Below are 18,855 nucleotides of genomic sequence, written 5' to 3'. Positions count from 1 at the left end.
CAAGGGTTGCCGCGCCGCGCGTCTCTCTCGTGGAGACACGAGGGATGAGCGACCTGCAAGCCGGCGAGCCCTTGACGCATTCCGGCGGCACCTCCTCGCCGGGGATGTCCCCGTCGCTGGCCTTCCTTCATGAGCTGGCCCGGGCCCCCGCGCTGATGCCGAGCGTGCGGGCCACCCCGTGGCACTCGGAGCGCTTCACCCTGCGTGAGCGTTTGGGGGAGGGCGGCTTCGGCACGGTGTATGAGGCGCTGGACGGCAAGCGCGGTGCGGCCGTGGCCCTCAAGCTGCTGCGCCGGGTGGATGCCCACGCACTGCTCCTCTTCAAGCAGGAGTTCCGCGCGCTGGCGGGACTCACCCACCCGAACCTGGTGCAGCTCTACGAGCTGTTCTCCGAGGGGGACGCGTGGTTCTTCACCATGGAGCGCCTGCGCGGGCAGCGCTTCACGCGCTGCGTGCCGCCGCCTCGCGAGCGAGGCGAGGGCCGGGACATGGAGCACTTGCGCCGGCTGCTGCGGCAGCTCGCGGACGGGGTGGCGTTCCTCCACGACGCGGGGAAGCTGCACCGGGACATCAAGCCCTCCAACGTCATGGTGACGGACGAGGACCGCGTGGTGCTGCTCGACTTCGGGTTGGTGACCGACCTGTCAGGGACGCCGCGTGAGGAGTTGGCCGCCGGGACGCCGCGGTACATGGCCCCGGAGCAGTCCGCCGCGCGCCCCATCGGACCCGCCGCGGACTGGTACTCCGTCGGGGTGATGCTCTACGAGGTGCTCACAGGCCACCTGCCCGTGGAGGTGCCCGAGGACGCGGACGGGCTGCCTGTCTCGCCGCGGCTGCTGGCGCCCGACGTGCCCGAGGACCTGGAGGCACTGTGCGTGGCTTTGCTGGCCCGTGCGCCCGAGCAGCGGCCCACGGGAGCCAGGGTGCGGGCCTGGCTCGCGGGACCGGTGTCACGGCGATTCCTTCCGCCCCTGGAGGTGGCGCCCTCTCGTGCGGGGACCTTCATCGGGCGTGAGCCGGAGTTGCGCCAGCTGCGCCGCGCGCTGTCGGTGGCGAGGACAGGCAAGGCGGTGGTCGCGCTCGTCCATGGGCCATCCGGCATCGGGAAGAGCGCGCTGGTGCAGCGCTTCCTGGATGACCTCCAGGCCGAGCCGGGAGCGGGCGCGGCCATGGGACGCTGCTTCGAGCAGGAGTCGGTGCCCTACAAGCTCCTCGACAGTTTGATGGACGCGCTCTGCCGCACGCTTCGGGCGCTTCCCGGCGCGCCGCTGTCACCCGCCGACCTGGGGGCGTTGGCGCGTCTGTTCCCCGTGTTCCGGCAGCTGCCTGCGTGCCCGGAAGTCTCATGGACCGACGCGCCGGTGCAGCCCCAGGAGCAACGGCGGCGGGCCGTGGCCGCGGTGCGCGCGCTGCTCCAGGAGTTGGCCGCGCGAGGGACGCGGGTGCTCTGGCTCGATGACATCCAGTGGGGTGACCTGGAGGGCGCGGACTTCCTGCTGGAGGTGCTCCAGCCTCCGGAGGCGCCGCCGGTGCTCGTCGTGGCCACGTACCGGGGTGACGAGTCGGAGTCGAGCCCCGTGCTCGCGAGCCTCCTGCCGGCGCTCCGTGCGGCCTCGGGCGCGGGCCTGGAGGTGCATGAGGTGGCGGTCGGTGCGCTGGGCCAGGAGGAGGCGGAGCGACTGGCGAGCACGTTGCTCGACGCCTCGGAGCCGCACGCCGCGCTGGCTTTCGCGCTGGGGACGGAGGGACAGGGCCACCCCTTCTTCATCACCGAGCTGGCACAGCTTGCCCGAGAGGGCCATGCCGCCTCCGAGCTGGACTCATGCCTGCGTGCCCCGGTGGAGCGCCTGGGCAGCGAGGGTGCAGTCCTGATGGGGCATGCCGCCTCCGAGCAGGGCTCATGCCTCCGGGCTCGGGTGGAGCGGCTGGGCCGCGAGGGCGCGGCCCTGTCAGTCCAGGGCTCTTCCGCCCTGGACGCGCTCCTGCTCGCCCGCGTGGAGCGGCTGCCCAGCGAGGCCCGGCGGCTGCTGGAGGTCGTGGCCCTCGCGAGCCAGCCCCTGTCGCGAAGCTGCGCGGTACGAGCGGCCTTCGACACGGCACGGGAGTGCGAGCTGCCAGCGCTCACACGGCTTCGCGCGGGACATCTGGTGAGAGTCCGCTGGCGGGACGGCGCGGAGGAGTTGCTGCCCTATCACGACCGGATCCGCGAGGCGGTGGCAGCGGGGCTTCCCCCCGAGGTCCGTCGGGAGCGGCACCTGGGGCTCGCTCAGGCGCTGGAGGCGAGCGGACACGCGCGGGCCGAGCAGCTCCTGCTGCACTTCCGCGAGGGCGGGCGGCGGGACATTGCCTCGTCCTACGCCGTGGAGGCGGCGAGTCACGCCCACTCAGTGCTCGCCTTCGACCGCGCGGCCACGCTCTATCGCGAGGCGCTGGCGCTCGGAGGGCTGGCACCGGAAGCGGTGCGCCCGCTCACGGCGCGGCTGGGCGAAGCCCTGGCCGCCGCGGGCCGTCCGGCGGAGGCCGCGCGTGCGTGGCTCGACGCAGCGGAGGGCGAAGAGGCTTCGCAGGCCCTGGCGTGGCGGCACCGCGCCATGGACCAGCTCCTCCTGGGCGGGTACACGCGCGAGGGGCGCGAGGTGCTGCGCCAGCTGCAGGGGGACGTGGGGCTCCGCGCCGCCTCCTCGGTGCCCGGAGCCTTGCTGGGCGCGTGGATGCGTGGGTGGGGAATGCGGGCTCGGGGAATGGACCTCCAGCCGCCTGCCGCGCGCGAGGTGCCGGAGGCGGAGCGGCTCCGGCTGGATGTGTGCTGGTCCGCGGCGCTGGGGCTCAGCCTCGCCGACCCCATCCCCGCAGCGGACTTCCGCGTCCGTCACCTCGACCTGGCGCTGCGCTCCGGTGATGCGTACCGCGCCTCGCGAGGGCTGGCCTTGCACGCCGTCTTCCAAGGCATGCGCGGCGGCCGGGCCTCGCTGGCGTCCACGTGCCTGTTGCGGCGTGCGTCGGCGCTCGCGGAGCAGTCGGGCCACCCGCATGCGAGGGGATGGGTGGCGCTCGGCCAGGGCATGGTCGCGCTGTACCAGGGCAACTGGCGTGAGGCGGAGCCGCTGTTGCGCGGGGCCGCCGAGTCGATGCTCCAGGCCCAGGGCGCGTCGTGGGAGCTGGACTTCGCCCGCATGCAGCGGGCCTTCTGTCTGTGGCAGATGGGAGAGGTCCCGGAGCTCGCGCGGACGGTGCCCATGGTGTTGGACGAGGTGCGCGCGCGTGGCCACCGCTACTTCGATGCCCTGATGCGGGCGACCACGGGGTGCATGGTGGCGCTCGCCGGCGATGCGCCCGAGGAGGCGGAGGCCCTGGTGCGGTCCATGGTCGAGCTCCGCCAGCACCAGGGCTACACCCCCCAGCAGGTCCGGGCGGAGGCGTCGCGGCTCCGCATCGCGCTCTATCGAGGAGAGGGCGCACAAGCCTGGGCGCTGGTCCGGCAGCAACGGTTCCTCTTGATGCGCGCGGGCCTGCTCCGCGTGCGCCTGCTGCGGGTCGAGCTGCGCTACCTCCATGCGCTGGCGGCGCTGGCCACGCCCACGCTGAAGCCGTCTCATGCCGAGCGGCTGGCCCTCCGCTCCGCGCGGGTCCTGGCGGGGGAAGGCATTGCGTGGGCGGAAGCCATGGCGGGGTTGCTCCGGGCGGCCGTCGCGTCTCGACGGGGACGGCGGGAGGACGCGCTCCAGTGGCTCGGAGACGCGGAGGGACTGGCGGCGGGGCAGGGGATGGTGCTGCTGGCGAACTGCATCCACCGGCGACGGGGCGAGCTGCTGGGCGGCGCTGCTGGCGCGGCGCTGCTGGACGCGGCCGACCGTGAGCTGACCGGGCGCGGTATCCGAGCACCGGCGCGGATGGCGTCCATGCTGACGCCGCCGCTCCACCGCACATGATGCGTCACCGTTCGTGAACTGGCGGAGCGCGGCATCCGAGCACTGGCGCTGACGCCGCTGCGCCATCGCCCGTGAAGCAGCGGCCCGCTCACTCCTGGAGGAACAGCCCCTCGCGCCGTCCCAGCTCCACCAGCTCGTCCTTGAGGAGCTGGAAGCGCTTTCGCAGCCGCTGCGACTCGCGCGTCAGCGCGTCGCGGGCAACGTCCTCCCGGCCGAGCATGACGAGCGCCAGCTCCTTCCACTCCAGCTGCCGGTCCAGGCGCAGCACGAGCAGCTCGCGGTCCTCGGGGGGCAGGCGCTCGCGCAGCGCGGACAGGCGGTCCTTGGCATCGGTGCGCAGGTAGGGCTGCGTCTCCGAGCGGACCTGGTGGGCGATGCCGGAGATGACCTCCGAGTCCGGCAGCGGCTGGTCCAGCCGCGCCCGGTGGTGCTCATGTCGGCGGAAGTCGGTGCAGGCGTTGCGCGCCAGGATGTAGGCCCACGTGCGGAGGGTGCAGCCCCAGGTGAAGCCGGCGAGGCCCCGCCACAGGCGCTCGCTCCATACGGAGAACACCTCCTCCGCGGCTGCTTCGTTCCGGAGCGTGGCCATCAGCGCACCGAAGACCTCGGGGCCATAGCCCCGGATGCTGGTCTCGGCGGCGAGCGCGTGCTGGCCCTGCCCGCACAGGCGCTGGACCTCCTGCTCGAGCTGCTCCCGTGGACTGGACATGCGGTGGATTTTTCACATCCGCCGGGAGGCCCGTCTACCCCGCCGACCCATCCGGAAAGGCCCGGGTGGCGCACGAGAGGGACAGTCCATGAGCAACGCCAATCCGATTCCCGGTTCCAGCGTCGTGGGGTGGGGCTTCGACATCTTCGGCACCTACAGCACCGACTCCAAGACACAGCAGCTCTTCGCGATGCGGGACGACGGCAAGCAGTGGTCCTACAACGGAACGCAGTACGTCCTGCCCGACAACGTGGCCGTCGAGGCGGTGGGGCAGAGCTCGGGGGACTCGCGCCTGTTCGAGAGCCGCTCGGAGGTGCAGAGCTACTTCTCCGCCAAGGCTGGCATCCATGGCGGCTACGAGGGCTTCAGCGGCCAGTTCGAGGCGTCGTACGACATGTGCTCCAAGCACGACACGGCCTACACGTATGGCCTGTACCAGATGAACTTCGAGGCCTGGCGGCTGGACCTCCAGGACGCGTCGCAGGAGGCGCTGGCGCCCTGGGTGCTGGCGGATCCGGACTGGCAGGTTCCCGAGTCCTTCAACCCGTCCACGCGCGCGCAGTTCTACCGCCTCTTCCAGAAGTACGGCACGCACTTCGTGACGTCCGTCAACGTGGGCTTCCGCATGTACTTCTCGCTCGCGGTGGAGCGCTCGTACGAGTCGAGCTCGCAGACCATCTCCAGCAAGCTGGACCTCGAATACAAGGCGCTCTTCACCGACACCAAGGCCACCGCCGAGGCGACGTGGAAGCAGGTGGGCCAGTCGTGGACGGAGAACACGCAGACGAGCGTCTCCGCGCAGGGCGGAAACTCGCAGGTGCTGGACGTCATCGAGCCGGGCTACCTCGACAACTACCAGCAGCTGCTTTCCGAGTGGCGCGTCTCCGCCGAGCAGCTGCCCGCCGCCGTGGACTTCAAGCTGAAGCCCATCTGGCTGCTGTTCTCCGGCGCGCAGGCCACCGCGCTCGAGGCGGCGTACCAGAGCTACCTCCACGAGCGAATCTACGGTGAGGCCAAGGCGGACAGCTCCGTCATCCTGGTGCGGGGCAAGCCGCAGGTGCCCTCCACGCCGGCGCCGGTCCGGACGAGCGGCTTCCAGGTGTGCGTCCTGGACCGCGGGACGCTGGAGCCCGTGCTGAACCAGTTCCTGCCCCTGCGCTGGGAGGACGGGGACATCGACGTGTACTCGACGGAGGCATACCAGGTGCTCGAGCCGTACATGGGCCCGGAGTACCTCGTGGTGCTGGCGACGTACGGGATGCTGGGCCGGTGGTTTCCCCGGGGCTCGCTGTACCAGGCGCTGCTCAGCATCGGCGGGAGCGGGGCGCTGCGGCAGTGGGAGGCGCTGTCGCTCGAGAATGGCCGGCGCGACTCCGGCGTCAACTACCTCCTGGTGGGGACGCCCACCTCGGGACCGGGCACGGGCGTGGAGGTCATCTCCATCGGCGACAGCTCGGCCCAGTGGATGTTGACCGACGCGACGTACATGCAGGTGAGCTGCCCCACCGCCACCTTCGACGTGCTGGTGGATCAGCTCGTGTCCCAGCCGACGTGGGCGGCGCCGCTGCTGTCGAAGTCGAAGGTGGCCCAGGCGAAGCTGACCACGCTGCTGCGAGGGGAGCGGGGCCTCGCGCATCCGCGGTTGCTGCGCGCGACGGGCTCGGTCCCCGCGAGGCGCTGACGTCCGCGCCCGTGGCACCTGGGAGCTGTCCGATTCGTTCAATACGGCTCCCGGGCATCGCCCTAGCCTCCCTCGCGAACGTGCACTCACCGAGGGAGCCATCCGTGAACGTCACCACCTCATCGGTCACCTTCCTGACCCGGGACATCGCCGCGGTTCGCCGCTTCTATGATGCGTATTTCGAGACCTGGTACCCGTTCGGCTGCGGCTGGTATGTGCTCATGCGCCTGGGGCGCAACGCCGAGGCGCCGGAGTTTTGATTCATGGAGCCGCGGGGGGACGCCAGGCCCTATGGCGGAGGGGCCACCCTCAACGTCCTCGTCGAGGACGTGGATGCCCTGTACCAGCGGATGACGGAGCGCGGAGAGCAGATGGTGATCCCGCTGGCCGACAACCCATGGGGAGACCGGGGCTTCGGCGTGCTCGACCCCATTGGCCTGGTGGTCTATTGCCACAAGGTCATTCCCCCCTCCGCGGAGTTCCGCCGCTTCATCCAGTCAGCGCCGGATGCCGTGAGAGGGGCTTGAGTGGACCTCTGCCTTCGGGCTCACCGCACTGCCGCCGCGGAACCGGACGGATGGGCGCCCGGGTCGGCGCAGGGGGCTGGCCGTTCCCTGAGGCAGAATCGCGAGGTGCGCAGGGCCTGCACCACCACATGCCCTGCTCGCTCCAGCCGCATGCTGTCTCCGGGCCGGAGCACGTAGTCGCGTGGGTCCCCTTCATACGTGAGCCACAGCTCACCCTCGGCGCAGGTGAGGACCAGGGACTCGCGGCCGGTCGTGCGCACGCTCCACAGGTCGCCCTGGGTGAGGCGCACCGGGCCCGTGGTCCAGTTTCCGCGCGCTCCGAACCGCCACCGGTGCGCCACTGTCCTCAGCCAGTCCCACATCGCCGCGTCCTCCATGGCGCCCAACATGCGCCCCGCGGCGGTTGCAGAACAGATTCAGTAAATTGAAATTGTGACCGGTACAGATTTACACCCACGAACTGTACTGGTCGCCATCGGGAGGAGCTGTATCTGGGCATCGCGCCCGTTCTCGTCTCCGATGCCGAACATGAAAGCGGCACACCCTGGGAGGAGCCATGGGCGCGGTGGCGCATAAGCCGAAACTGTATGAGCAGGTCGCCGAGCGGCTGGAAGAGGCCATCACCGCAGGCACACTGCGGCCTGGAGACAAGCTGCCGTCGGTGCGGCAGCTCAGCCTGCGGGAGCGGGTGAGCATCTCCACCGTCCTCCAGGCCTATCTGCACCTGGAGGCCGAGGGGCTCATCGAGACGCGCCCCCAGTCCGGCCACTACGTGCGCCGCCGCGAGCGTCCCCAGCTCGCCGAGCCCCAGCTGTCCCGGCCTGCGTCCACCGCCACCCTCGTCACCGTCAGCTCGCTGGTGGCCAGCGTGTACCAGTCCATGGGGGATGCCCGGATGGTTCAGCTCGGCGCCGCCTCGCCCTCACCGGAGCTGCTGCCCACCCGCAGGCTGTTCCGCGAGCTGAACGCGCTCACCCGGGACGCGCGTGACCGGGGCGTCCAGTACGACGTGCTGCCCGGGTGCGTGGAGCTGCGTCAGCAGCTCGCGCGGCGCTCCATGGACTGGGGCTGCTCGCTGGCCATGGACGACTTCATCACCACCTTTGGCGCGTCCGAGGCCGTCCACCTGTGCCTGCTCGCGGTGGCCCGCCCGGGCGACACCATCGCCATCGAGTCTCCCGCGTACTACGGCACGCTCCAGGCCATCGAGGCGCTGGGCCTGCGCGCGCTGGAGATTCCCAGCTGCCCGTGCAACGGCATGCAGATGGAGGCGCTGGAGGCGGCGCTCACGCGGCGCCGCATCGCCGCGGTGCTGGTGGTGCCCAGCTTCAGCAACCCGGTGGGCAGCTGCATGCCCGACGTGCGGCGCCAGCGGCTGGTGAACCTGCTGGATGCGCACGACGTGCCGCTCATCGAGGACGACATCTACGGCGACCTGCACTTCGGCCCCGAGCGACCGCGCTCCTGCAAGGCCTTCGACAAGCGCGGCAACGTGATGCTCTGTGGCTCGTTCTCGAAGACGCTCGCGCCGGGCTTTCGGGTGGGCTACGTGGCGCCGGGGCGCTTCCGGGAGCGGGTGGAGTTGCTCAAGTTCTCCACCTCCGTGACGACCGCCACGCTGCCCCAGTATGCGATTGCGCGCTTCCTCCAGAGCGGTGGCTATGACCGGCACCTGCGCTCGCTGCGACGCCGGCTCTGCGCACAGGTGCAGCGCATGACCTCGGCGGTGGCGGAGTTCTTTCCCGAGGGCACGCGGGTGACGCGGCCCACGGGCGGCCAGCTCCTGTGGGTGGAGCTGCCGCAGCAGGTGGACGTGCTGACGCTGCATGCGAAGGCGCTGGAGGCGGGCATCAGCATCGCCCCCGGCCCCATCTTCTCCGCGCGGACGGACACGTACCGCAACTGCTTCCGGCTCAGCTGTGGCCACCCGTGGACGCCTCGCATCGAGGCGGCCATGGCCACGCTGGGGGCGCTGGCGCGCAGCCTGGCGTGAGGGCCGGGCTTCAGCGCGCGAAGAGCAGCCCCGCGCCTTCGCGGGCCGCCCGGTCCACCGCGCGGCTGATGGCGTCGAGCGCCGGGGCGGGCGCTCCACCGCGGCCGGTCCGCGACAGCTTCAGGCGCAGCGACGTCATTAAGCGGGCCCAGCCGCGCACGGGCTTGTAGTCCGGTGCCCCGCTCAGGTGCTCGCGCAGGTCGTCGCGCACCTGGCGCACCTCCTCGGCCGTCCAGTAGCCCAGGGAGGGGTAGTTGCGCCGCAGGCCGATGCCCTCCGCCACCACCCGGTCCGGCGCGCGGCCCCAGACGAGGTGCCGCCACAGCGCGAAGGTTCGCTTGGGGCAACCCTCCGCGATGACGACGTCCGAGGCCCGGACTTCGTTCTCGGTGGGCTTGAGCTTCGTCGCCAGCTCCATGCCCTCCGGGATGCCCGTCTCCTCGGAGGTGAAGTAGTCGGACAGCTCGTCGAGCAGGTCCAGCATCGCGTCCGCGTGGCGGGCGGGCGGCTTGCGCAGGGACTCGGAGCCCTGTTGGAGCAGGTGGTCCACGAAGCCGAGGATGGTCTTCATCTCCTCGTCCGACTCCGCCTCTTGCGCCTCTTCCTCATCCAGATGCTCGGTGTACTCCCGCCGGAACCACTCCCGGAAGTCCGCGAGCCGCTCCGGGGTCAGCAGGGGGATGAGTCCGTCGGGTGGGGTCAGGTAGATGAAGACAGGGATGCTCATGGCCCCTGTCTACTCCGGACCGGGGCGCCTGGGGATGGCTGGCGCATCCCGCTGGGCCTCGCGGTGCTCCAGCTCTCGCCTCAATCCGGCGTCATCGCCACGCCGGGAGACACGCGGGAGGCCCGGCGCGCGGGCAGCCAGCTCGCCAGGGCCATGACCCCCAGCAGCAGCAGGGCCACGGCGCCGAAGGTCAGCGGGTCGCTGGCGCTCACGCCGTACAGCAGCCCCTCCAGCAGCCGCGACACCACGAAGCCCAGGCCCAGGCCCACCGCCAGTCCCGTCGCGGTCAGGCGCAGGGCCTGCCGCATCACCAGCCGCACCACGTCACCGGGCATCGCGCCCAGTGCCAGCCGGATGCCCAGCTCGCGGCGCCGCTGCGCCACGCTGTAGGCCATCAGCCCGTAGAGGCCCAGCGATGCCAGCGCCAGCGCCGTCACCGCGAAGGTGAGCAGCAGCACCCGCTGGAAGCTACGGCCCGCCACCGACTGATCCAGGCTCCGCGCCAGGGTGACGGGCGGCGCCAGTGACAGCTGCGAGTCGAGCTGACGCAGCTCGGGCTTCACCGCCGCCGCCACCTGGGACGGCGCCAGCCGGCTGCGCACCATCAGGGTGGCCTGCCGCCAGGGCGTCTGCGCGAGCGGCGCATACACTTCCGGCTTCGCGGGCGCGTCCAGCGAGTAGGAGCGGATGTCTCCCACCACGCCCACGACCTGGCGCGGCGTCATCTCTCCGTATCCGATGGCGATGCTCTTCCCGATGATGTCCTCGCCCGGGAAGTAGCGGCGCGCGAAGGACTCGTTCACCACCACCACCGGCGAGGCGTCCGCGCCGTCCGCGGGCGTGAAGTCACGTCCCTGCCGGAGGGGGATGCCGAGCGTGGTGAAGATGCCGTCGCTCACCGCCCGGTAGCTCGTGTCTGGCAGTTTGTCGGGCGGGAAGGGCTTGCCCGGCAGGTCCAGGGCGATGGAGATGGCGCTGCCCGACACCACGCCCGGAATCATCCACCCCGCGGCGTCGACGCCCGGCAGCGCGCGCACGCGCTCCAGCAACTGGCTCTGGAAGCGGGCCGCTTCGGCGAGCTCGTAGCGAGCGATGGGCAGGGTGACCGGCATCATCGACACGCCCTCAGCCTGGTAGCCCGGGTCCACTTCCGCCAGCCGCTGCGAGCTGCGCACCAGCAGCCCCGCGCCCGCCAGCAATATCAGCGCGAGGGCCACCTGCGTGGACACCAACACCGCGCGCCAGCGCAGCGCGCCCCGTGAGGCGCTGGTACCTCGCGTGCTCTGAATCAGCCCACCCAGGTTGGCATTCACCGCGGTGCCCAGGGGCGCGAGCCCACACAGCAAGGCCACCACGATGGACAGCCCCGCGGTGTACGCCAGCGCCCGCTCGTCCACCTCGACGGCCTGCACGCGCAGCACGTCCTCGGGGAGCAGCGCGTTGAGGCCCCCCACGCCCCACACACCCAGCAGGAGTCCCAGCAGTCCTCCGCCGAGCGCCAGCAGCGAGCCCTCCGCCAGCAGTTGGCGCACCAGGGCGCTCCGACCCGCGCCCAGCGCGGTGCGGATGGCGAACTCCTGCTGCCGCGCCAGCGCCCGGGCCAGGAGGAGCTGCGCCACGTTGACGCAGGCGATGAGCAGCAGCAGCCCCACCGCGCCCAGCAGCAGCAGCGCGGGGCGGCGCATGTCGGCGGACATCCGGCGCTGCAGCGCTTCCACGCCCACGCTGGCCCTGCCGCTGGTGTCGCCGTGCTCCCGCGCCACCGCGTCGATGAGCCGCCCCAGCTCGTCCTGGGCTTGTGAGGCGCTCACGCCCGGCGCCAGACGCCCCAGGGCCTGGAGCATGTGGGCGCCGCGGTGGTCCCAGTTGTTGCGGACGGAGTCCTTGGCGTACAGCGGCGCCCACAGGGCGAGCGCGTCCGGCGTGCCCTCTCGTGGGAAGTCGAAGCCCGGCGGCATCACGCCCACCACCTGGTACGGCTGGCCATCCATCTCCAGCCTGCGCTCCAGTACGCGCGGGTCGCTGCCGAAGCGGCGCGCCCACAGCCCGTGCGAGAGCACCACCGCGCGGGGGCCGTCGGGCACCTGCTCCTCCGCGGAGAGGCCGCGCCCCAGCAGCGGCGGCACGCCCATGACGCGGAAGAAGTCCTCGCCCACCGCGACGGCTTCCACGCGCTCGGGCTCCAGGCCGGGGCCGGTGAGCGTGGGCGCCAGGGTGGCGTAGGCCGCCAGCCCGGTGAGGGCGGTCGTCTTCTGCCGCAGGGCCTCCACGTCTGGCCGCGACAGGCGCATGTCTTCGGCGCCGCGCTCGGCTTCCTGGCCCCAGACCGCCACCAGCCGCTCGGGCTGGGGCAGCGGCAGGGGCCGCAGCAGCAGCGCGCTCACCACGCTGAACAGGGTGGTGTTGGCGCCAATGCCCAGCGCCAGGGCCAGCACGGTGGCGAGCGTGAAGCCAGGACTGCGCCGCAGCGAGCGGGCCCCGTAGCGGAGGTCCCTGAAGAAGGAGGCCATGGGTCGTATCAGGAGCGATTCGCGTGCCAACGCGGAGGACAGGTGCAACCGCGTGGCCTCCCAGCGGCCGGCGCCCGCTGGCACGCTGAGGGCTGTGCGCTTCTGGGACGGCCGGTGTTCGCTGGTGACACGCGCAAGGCTGGCCGCCAGGAACTCAGGGGGCGTGCGGGTCAGGTGGCGACGGAGCGGGAGCGCTTGAGGACCCGGGCGACGCCGTCGAGGAGCTCGTTGCTCGATTCGGCGAGGTCCACCGCGCGGGCGTCCACCCACCCCTGGAGGGAGTTGTAGCCCATCACCGCGGGGATGGCGACGAGCAGGCCGAAGGCCGTCGTCACCAGCGCCTCGGAGATGCCGGTGGAGATGGTGCCGATGCCTCCGGCACCGGCCTCGCCCATCTGCTGGAAAGCGGTGACGATGCCCACGGTGGTGCCGAGCAGCCCGACGAAGGGGGCGGTGGAGGCCACGGTGGCCAGCTGTCCCAGGCCTCGCTTGAAGCTCTGCACCTCGCGCTGCGCTTGGCGCTCCAGGTTCCGGGCCACCGACTCCATGACCTCGTCCCGGGTGTCGTCCGAGGAGACGCGGTACGCGGTCAGCCCGGCGCGGATGGTCCGCCCGAGGTAGCCGACGTCCTTGTCCAGCTTCGCATCGAGGGCGGCGTCGAAGTCCCCCTGGGCGAGCAGCGGACCGAGCCTTGCTGCGAACTTGCGCGACTGGCGCCTCGACATCCGAAAGAGGAGGGCCCGCTCGACCAGGATGACGAGGGAGATGACCGACATGAGGGCCATGACGACGACGATGCCCTTGGCGAACGGACCCATGTGGGCCCAGAGGCCCGTAAGAGTGAAGTTCATGGTGGATTGCGACGCGCCTCCTCGCGTGGTGGGCTGGGAGATGGCCCGTGGGGGACGATGACCGGAGCAGTCATCGACCACCGTACGGAGTCGCCTCCGCGCCGCGGCGTGGGCGCGTCCATGGAACCGTCATGGTTTCGTCATGACCGGGAGTCGTTGCGCAGCGAAACCATCTCACCAGTGCTCGGACGAGGCACTTGCGCGCCTCGGGTGGGTACGCGGGCCCCCGGGCCCGGTCATGAAAGACTTCACCCCTCGACCCAAGGCCTTTCCAGAATTGCTAGCATGCCGCCATGGCGACGCTCATCCCCGCCTTGAACCAATGCCTCCCTCGGATGCAGGCGGGGGAGAAGCGTCTGGCCCGACGGCTCGAGGAGAAGCTCGAGGACGACTACCTCCTCTGGTACGACGTGCCCGTTGGCCGGACAGGACACCATCCGGACTTCATCGTCTTGCATCCGCGCCGGGGCATCCTCGTCCTGGAGGTGAAGGATTGGAAGCGTGACATCCTGCGCGGCATCGACAAGGCACACGCCACGCTGCTGACGGAGTCGGGTTTGAAGGAGGTGGCGAATCCCTTCGAGCAGTCGCGAGTGTATGCCCAGGACATCGCCTCGCTGCTTCAGAAGGACCCGGTCCTCCGCCATGCGGAAGGGGCTCGGCGTGGGCAGTTGATACTCCCCTGGAGCCACGGCGTGGTCTTGTCGAACATCACACGGGCCCAGTTCCAGGACGGCGGGCTGGGTGAGGTACTCCCGCCCAACCGGGTCATCTGCAAGGACGAGATGTCCGAGGACGTGGAGCCGGAGGAGTTCCAGCAGCGCCTGTGGAACATGTTCCCCTGGGTCCCCGCGCAGCCGCTGTCGCTGCCCCAGCTCGACCGGGTCCGCTGGCACATCTTCCCGGAGATTCGCATCAGCGGCGCCCAGCTCGACATGTTCGAGCAGCCCCATCTAGAGAACACCCTGCCCGACCTCATCAAGGTCATGGACCTCCAGCAGGAGCAGCTCGCGCGGAGCCTGGGCGAGGGGCACCGGGTCATCCACGGCGTGGCGGGCTCGGGCAAGACGATGATTCTGGGTTACCGCTGCGTGCATCTCGCGAAGGTGCTGCGGCGTCCCATCCTGGTCCTGTGCTTCAATCGTTCCCTGGCGAGCTGGCTGGCGCAGCACCTGGAGTCACGCGGCGTCTCCGGACAGGTGGACGTCCGCCGCTTCCACGAGTGGTGCCGGGAGCAGCTCGTCACGTACCACGCGGGGCTTCCGCCCCAGGGACTGTCGGGGGATGAGTACGCGGAGCAGCTCGTCCAGCGCGTCATCGCCGCCGTGGACAAGGGGCTCATCCCACGCGCGCAATACGGCGCGGTCCTCATCGACGAGGGCCACGACTTCGAACCCGAGTGGCTCAAGCTCGTCGCCCAGATGGTGACGCCGGAGACCAACTCACTGCTGCTGTTGTACGACGACGCCCAGTCCATCTACCGGCACCAGCGCTTCAGCTTCAAGAGTGTGGGAATCCAGGCGCGGGGGCGGACCACGATTCTCCACCTCAACTACCGGAACACGGCGGAGATCCTCCAGTTCGCCTACAAGTACGCCAAGCACGTCCTCACGCCCGAGGATGCGGACGATGATGGCGTACCGCTGCTGCTGCCCCGGAGCGCGGGGCGACACGGGCCGCCGCCCCAGGTCCTCGCGCTGCCCACGCTGACGGACGAGCTGGACTACATCGCGGGCCGGCTGCGGCAGCTCCACGCGGAGGGGCTGCGCTGGAACGAGATGGCGGTGCTCTACCGGAGCTACGAGGTGGGCGACGCGGTCGTCCGCCGGCTGGGCAGGGCCAGCCTTCCCTTTCAGTGGGTGGGGAAGTTCGCGCGGCAGTCGCCGCTGGCCCCGCGCGAAGACAGCATCAAGGTGCTCACGTTCCACTCCAGCAAGGGCCTGGAGTTCCCAGCCATCGCCATCCCAGGGGTGGGGCGCCCCCACAAGCAGGCTCTGGACGCCAAGGAGGAAGCCCGGCTGCTCTACGTGGCAATGACCCGCGCGATGGACCGGCTCGTGGTGACGGGGACTCCAGAAGCCCTCACTGAAACTCCTTCACGGAAATTGCCAGCCCCCAAAGCTTGCGCCACGACTCCTACATAGTCCAAGCCGCACAAACAGCCACCAATCCACTCGACCCGCTCGCCTGATGCGCTCGACGGGTTGGCCCATCCCGGACAAGGTGGCGTCCGTTTCGTCGATGTTTACGCCGCCCTGCTCAGCCGAGCGGAGCCGTCGCCTCTTCCGATGAGAGCGGGGCGGGATGAGGGGCTGCGCGCTACTGGAGATGAGCCGTCACCACTGCGTTCTTGCAGGCAGGACCACACTCGTCCCCATTGGGGAAAGAGCTCTCGTACTCCGGCTGCACGCTTGCCTCGTAGCGCGCCCCGTCCGTGCCCTCCACGACGAGCTCGAGCGACGCAGGCTCTGCCGAGAATGTCACGGAGCCGGGCAAGCACGAGTACTCCGGGAGCGGTGTCCTGGCACCCGTGTCGGCGGGACACTGGAAGGAGACGGTGCGCCCCTCGAAGCGCGCCTCGCCCGAGAACGCGGAGACGGGGACTCCCGCCGCGTCACGAACCTCGACCCGCAGCGCCCCGCCGCAGTCAACCCGCCTGCAGGGCGCGCACGCCACAAGGCTCAGCCCACCAAGCACCACCACCGTCAATCGCAACATGGACCGCCACATACCGTTGCCCCTCTGTTTCCCGCCTGCCGGCCCATCCATGCGCCGAGGCAGCCAGTGCGAGCCTAACCAGCTCGCGCCTGTTCCTCTTCTCCGCGCGGAGTGCGGCCTTCGCGCCCTCCGGTTGGCGGGCGCGGTCCGCATCCCCAGGCCCAGCTCGAAGTCGACGGCCCCCTCGCCGGTCGGCCGGCGCTCGTCGTTCGCTGCATGACGCCCGCCGAGGTGCGGACCGCTGTCCTCGCGGCCCGGAGTCACCACCTGCCACGGTCGGTGCGCCCGCGGGCGGGATGCGCCCCGGAGCAGGAGCGTCCGCTCCGGGGACCACTCCGCTGGACTCCGCGGACGCGGGACACGCCACGGCGTCACGACCACCGTGGCGCTGTGGCCCCTCGTTCCTCAGTAGGCCTGCACGCGCAGGGTCGGCGAGCCGGGGTTTTCGGTGTTGTGGAGGCAGCCCGTGTAGACGCCGTTCTGCGTGTACCCGAGCACGGTGACCGTGACGGCGAAGCCGCCGAACCGGCCCTTGACCTGCCGGAAGGAATCCACGTCGACGTCGATGCCGCCACTGACGCCCGCCTGATACCGGGCCTTGATGACCGTGCCGGGGTTCAGGTTGGTCATGTCCAGCGTCGTCTCGCCCCAGAACGACCACGTCGGGAAGCTCGCCTCGCGCCCGCAGGCAATGTCCGCCGAGCCGAGAATCGCCTGCTCCGTGGTGCCGAGCGAAGCATCATCCGCGACGCCAGCTCCCACCTCGTGCTCGGTCGGCGCGCCCTCCTCCGGCATGCCTTCCATCTCCGGACCGCAACCCACCAGCCCCACCATGGCGAGCGTCAGCGAAACAGGGAGCAGCGTCTTCTTGAAGCCCATTGTCTTCATCCTTTCCAGTCCATGCTTCAGGAGCATTCACAAAAGCGAGGCGCGAGCTCTCCTCTCACTCGCGCTCGGGCGCTGCCCAAAGCAGGTCCCGTACCACGCGGCGCACCCACCTCCCCGCGCCAGGAAACAATGGCTTGCGAACCGGATGACACGGGCAGCGACGAAAGGTGTCGGAAATGGATGACGGAGGTGTCGAAGAGCGACGAGCCGTCACGCTGGGACACGCTCGCCCCGCGCTGTCGCCGGGAGCCGGAACGCCAAGCTTCAGGGCTCGGGCGTCAACGGCAGGGTCACCACGAAGCGCGCCCCCCGTGGTGAGTCCACCAGTCGCAGTTCCCCGCCGTGCCGGCTGACGATTTCATGCGAGATGGACAGGCCCAGCCCCGTGCCTTCGTTCGGCGGGCGGGTGGTGAAGAACGGGTCGAAGATGGCCTCGCGGTGCTCGGGAGGGATGCCGGTGCCGGTGTCCTGGAACGTCAGCTCCACGCCTCCTTCCACCTCGCGAGAGGCCACCTGGATGGAGCCCCCCGAGGGCATGGCCTGGCAGCTGTTGAGCAGCAGGTTCATGAAGACCTGGCCCAGCTCGCCGCGCCGGCAGGACAGCGCCGGCAGGGGGTGCAAGTCCTTCTCCACCAGGACGGCGCTCCGCTCGAGCTGGGGGCTCAGCAAGGTGAGCGTCGTCTCCAGCTCGGCGTTCAGATCGAGCAGCTCCCGGGTGGCCTCTCGCGAGCGCACGTAGTCCCGCAGGTTGGTGACGATGCGCCGGATGCGGTCATTCCCATCCCGCACCAGCCCCAGCGCCCGGTCAGCCCCCTGCAGGAGTCGCTGGACGCGCTCGGTGCCGGGAAACGGCGGGGCTGCGTCCAGCTCCTCCCGGAGGCCGCGCAGCCGCTGCGTCAGGTTGTCCGCGCCGCCGATGACGAAGTTGAGCGGGTTGCCCACCTCGTGGGCCACGCCCGCGACGAGCTGGCCCAGGGAAGCGAGCCGGGCCTGCTGGAGGAGGCGGGCCTGCGTGGCGCGCAGCGCGTGGAGCGCCTCCGACAGCTCTCGCGTGCGCGCCTCCACGCGGTCCTCCAGGTCACGTGCGCTGGCCAGGCGGCTCTCGAGCAGCTCGGCGCGCGTGCGCTCGTTCTCGTCCCGCAGCAGCTTGATACGGCGCGCGAGCGCCAGGGACAACACGATGGCTTCCACCGCCGAGCCAAGCCGGGGGCCGTTGATGCCCAGATCCATGGCTGGAATCCAGCCCAGCAGAATCAGGCCGCTGGCAAAGGCGGCGAGGAGCAGCGCGAGCCAGCCCAGCAGGAAGATGAGCGCGTTGGGACTGCCAGCCCGCCAGGCCCACACGCCCGCGGACAGGATGGCCGTGGCGCTCAGGGCCAGCAGGAGGACGCCCGCTTGTGGGAGGAACGCCGCGTGGGGGAACAGCGTTGCCACGCAGTAGAGCCCCGACAGGGCCATGAGCGCGCGCATCCCGTGCTCCAGCCGGGGAGCCACCCGCGACAGGTCGAGGAAGCGGCGCGAGAAGTCCAGTCCAAAGAGATAGGTCAAACCAATGAAGAGCAGCTCACTGCGCGGCGTCAGGACCGGGTGCTCCGGCCAGAGATAGAAGAAGAGGAGCTGATCTCCCGCGGCCTGCATCAGCACCATGACGAGCTGGAACAGGAAATAGGAGAGGTACACGCCGTCCCGGGTGGAGAGGAACAGGAAGAGGTTGTAGGCGAGCATCGCCACCAGCACGCCGTAGTACGTTCCCCACAGCAGCCCGGTCTCCGCCTCCCGGCGCTCCAGCGCCGACTGGGACCACAGCTCTGGCGCGAGCACCAGCGAGTCCTCGCTCGACAGCCGCAGCCAGCACTCGGTGGAGGACCCTGCCTCCACGGCCAGGCGCAGCTGCAGCCGCGGGGAAGCGACATCCCTGTCTCCGAGGGCCAGCAGCTTGCCGGTGCGTCGCAGCTCCCACCCGCCCCCTGGCTTCCGGGTATGGAGCTCGGCCACGTAGACGTCGCGCCAGAGCTCCAGCCGCCACTCGCCCGCCGTGGGCCGTGGATTCACCACGGTGAAGTGCACCCACCAGGTGCTGCGGCTGAAGCCCACGTTCAGCTCGTGGCCCGCCAGCGCCAGCCGGTACGGCAGCGAGCCCGAGGCCACCTCGTCCACGGTCAGCAGCCCCGAAGGGTCCTCGAGAACCTCGATGACCTGTCCGAGGTCCACCCTGTCGCCTTCGGCGGGGGCTTCCACCACCGGCTGGGCGAGGACGCCCGACGCCAGCAGCAGCACCAGCACTCCCGCCACGGAAGCGGCTCGCTTTCTCATGGTGTGTCG

Annotated in this window: 14 protein-coding genes; 6 read left to right on the top strand and 8 right to left on the bottom strand. The window is 70.6% G+C overall.

All coding sequences use genetic code 11. The features are described from left to right. Positions 1-44: 44 nt before the first annotated feature. Positions 45-3,929 (top strand): serine/threonine-protein kinase PknK, encoded by a 3,885-nt coding sequence (locus VZL07_RS12310; protein ID WP_426755700.1) that lies wholly within the window; start codon positions 45-47, stop codon positions 3,927-3,929. An 88-nt stretch (positions 3,930-4,017) separates the two neighbouring features. Here VZL07_RS12310 and VZL07_RS12305 read toward each other — a convergent pair whose 3' ends face one another. Next, positions 4,018-4,638: an RNA polymerase sigma factor gene (locus tag VZL07_RS12305; RefSeq protein WP_426755699.1), complete on the bottom strand. Its 621-nt coding sequence runs from the start codon at positions 4,636-4,638 to the stop codon at positions 4,018-4,020. Positions 4,639-4,726: 88 nt separating this feature from the next. Here VZL07_RS12305 and VZL07_RS12300 point away from each other — a divergent pair, with 88 nt between their 5' ends. From VZL07_RS12300 to VZL07_RS12290, 3 genes are all read left to right on the top strand, one after another. Next, the gene (locus VZL07_RS12300; RefSeq protein WP_426755698.1) at positions 4,727-6,319 is read left to right on the top strand and encodes an MAC/perforin domain-containing protein; all 1,593 of its coding nucleotides are present in this window, start codon (positions 4,727-4,729) and stop codon (positions 6,317-6,319) included. 104 nt (positions 6,320-6,423) lie between these two features. Next, a complete protein-coding gene (locus tag VZL07_RS12295) occupies positions 6,424-6,579 on the top strand; it encodes a hypothetical protein (RefSeq protein ID WP_426755697.1) in 156 nt (51 codons plus the stop codon). A 3-nt stretch (positions 6,580-6,582) separates the two neighbouring features. Further along, positions 6,583-6,846 (top strand): VOC family protein, encoded by a 264-nt coding sequence (locus tag VZL07_RS12290; RefSeq protein WP_426755696.1) that lies wholly within the window; start codon positions 6,583-6,585, stop codon positions 6,844-6,846. Positions 6,847-6,866: 20 nt separating this feature from the next. Here VZL07_RS12290 and VZL07_RS12285 read toward each other — a convergent pair whose 3' ends face one another. Continuing rightward, positions 6,867-7,235 carry a DUF2917 domain-containing protein gene (locus tag VZL07_RS12285; protein WP_426755695.1) on the bottom strand — a complete coding sequence of 123 codons (369 nt, stop codon included), beginning with the start codon at positions 7,233-7,235 and terminating at the stop codon, positions 6,867-6,869. 167 nt (positions 7,236-7,402) lie between these two features. Here VZL07_RS12285 and VZL07_RS12280 point away from each other — a divergent pair, with 167 nt between their 5' ends. After that, positions 7,403-8,839 (top strand): PLP-dependent aminotransferase family protein, encoded by a 1,437-nt coding sequence (locus VZL07_RS12280; protein ID WP_426755694.1) that lies wholly within the window; start codon positions 7,403-7,405, stop codon positions 8,837-8,839. A gap of 10 nt (positions 8,840-8,849) precedes the next feature. On the opposite strand, the gene VZL07_RS12275 is transcribed toward VZL07_RS12280, so the two are convergent. The 3 genes from VZL07_RS12275 to VZL07_RS12265 all read right to left on the bottom strand — a co-directional run bounded on the left by VZL07_RS12275 (position 8,850) and on the right by VZL07_RS12265 (position 12,927). Further along, positions 8,850-9,566, bottom strand: a complete 717-nt coding sequence (locus VZL07_RS12275) for a hypothetical protein (RefSeq protein WP_426755693.1) — start codon at positions 9,564-9,566, stop codon at positions 8,850-8,852. Positions 9,567-9,646: 80 nt separating this feature from the next. After that, the gene (locus VZL07_RS12270) at positions 9,647-12,076 is read right to left on the bottom strand and encodes an ABC transporter permease (protein WP_426755692.1); all 2,430 of its coding nucleotides are present in this window, start codon (positions 12,074-12,076) and stop codon (positions 9,647-9,649) included. A gap of 170 nt (positions 12,077-12,246) precedes the next feature. Next, the gene (locus VZL07_RS12265; protein WP_426755691.1) at positions 12,247-12,927 is read right to left on the bottom strand and encodes a MotA/TolQ/ExbB proton channel family protein; all 681 of its coding nucleotides are present in this window, start codon (positions 12,925-12,927) and stop codon (positions 12,247-12,249) included. A 293-nt stretch (positions 12,928-13,220) separates the two neighbouring features. Here VZL07_RS12265 and VZL07_RS12260 point away from each other — a divergent pair, with 293 nt between their 5' ends. Continuing rightward, positions 13,221-15,071 carry a DEAD/DEAH box helicase gene (locus VZL07_RS12260; protein WP_426755690.1) on the top strand — a complete coding sequence of 617 codons (1,851 nt, stop codon included), beginning with the start codon at positions 13,221-13,223 and terminating at the stop codon, positions 15,069-15,071. A 175-nt stretch (positions 15,072-15,246) separates the two neighbouring features. On the opposite strand, the gene VZL07_RS12255 is transcribed toward VZL07_RS12260, so the two are convergent. The 3 genes from VZL07_RS12255 to VZL07_RS12245 form a co-directional block, all read right to left on the bottom strand. Beyond that, a complete protein-coding gene (locus VZL07_RS12255; protein WP_426755689.1) occupies positions 15,247-15,645 on the bottom strand; it encodes a hypothetical protein in 399 nt (132 codons plus the stop codon). A gap of 405 nt (positions 15,646-16,050) precedes the next feature. After that, positions 16,051-16,533 carry a hypothetical protein gene (locus VZL07_RS12250; protein WP_426755688.1) on the bottom strand — a complete coding sequence of 161 codons (483 nt, stop codon included), beginning with the start codon at positions 16,531-16,533 and terminating at the stop codon, positions 16,051-16,053. Positions 16,534-16,797: 264 nt separating this feature from the next. Beyond that, entirely contained in the window at positions 16,798-18,846 is a 2,049-nt protein-coding gene (locus VZL07_RS12245) for a sensor histidine kinase (RefSeq protein WP_426755687.1), read from the bottom strand. Between the last annotated feature and the right edge of the window lie 9 nt (positions 18,847-18,855).

This window comes from Pseudomyxococcus flavus, from assembly GCF_050038885.1.
GTDB lineage: Bacteria > Myxococcota > Myxococcia > Myxococcales > Myxococcaceae > Myxococcus > Myxococcus flavus.
This window is presented reverse-complemented; position numbering and strand designations above follow the sequence as displayed.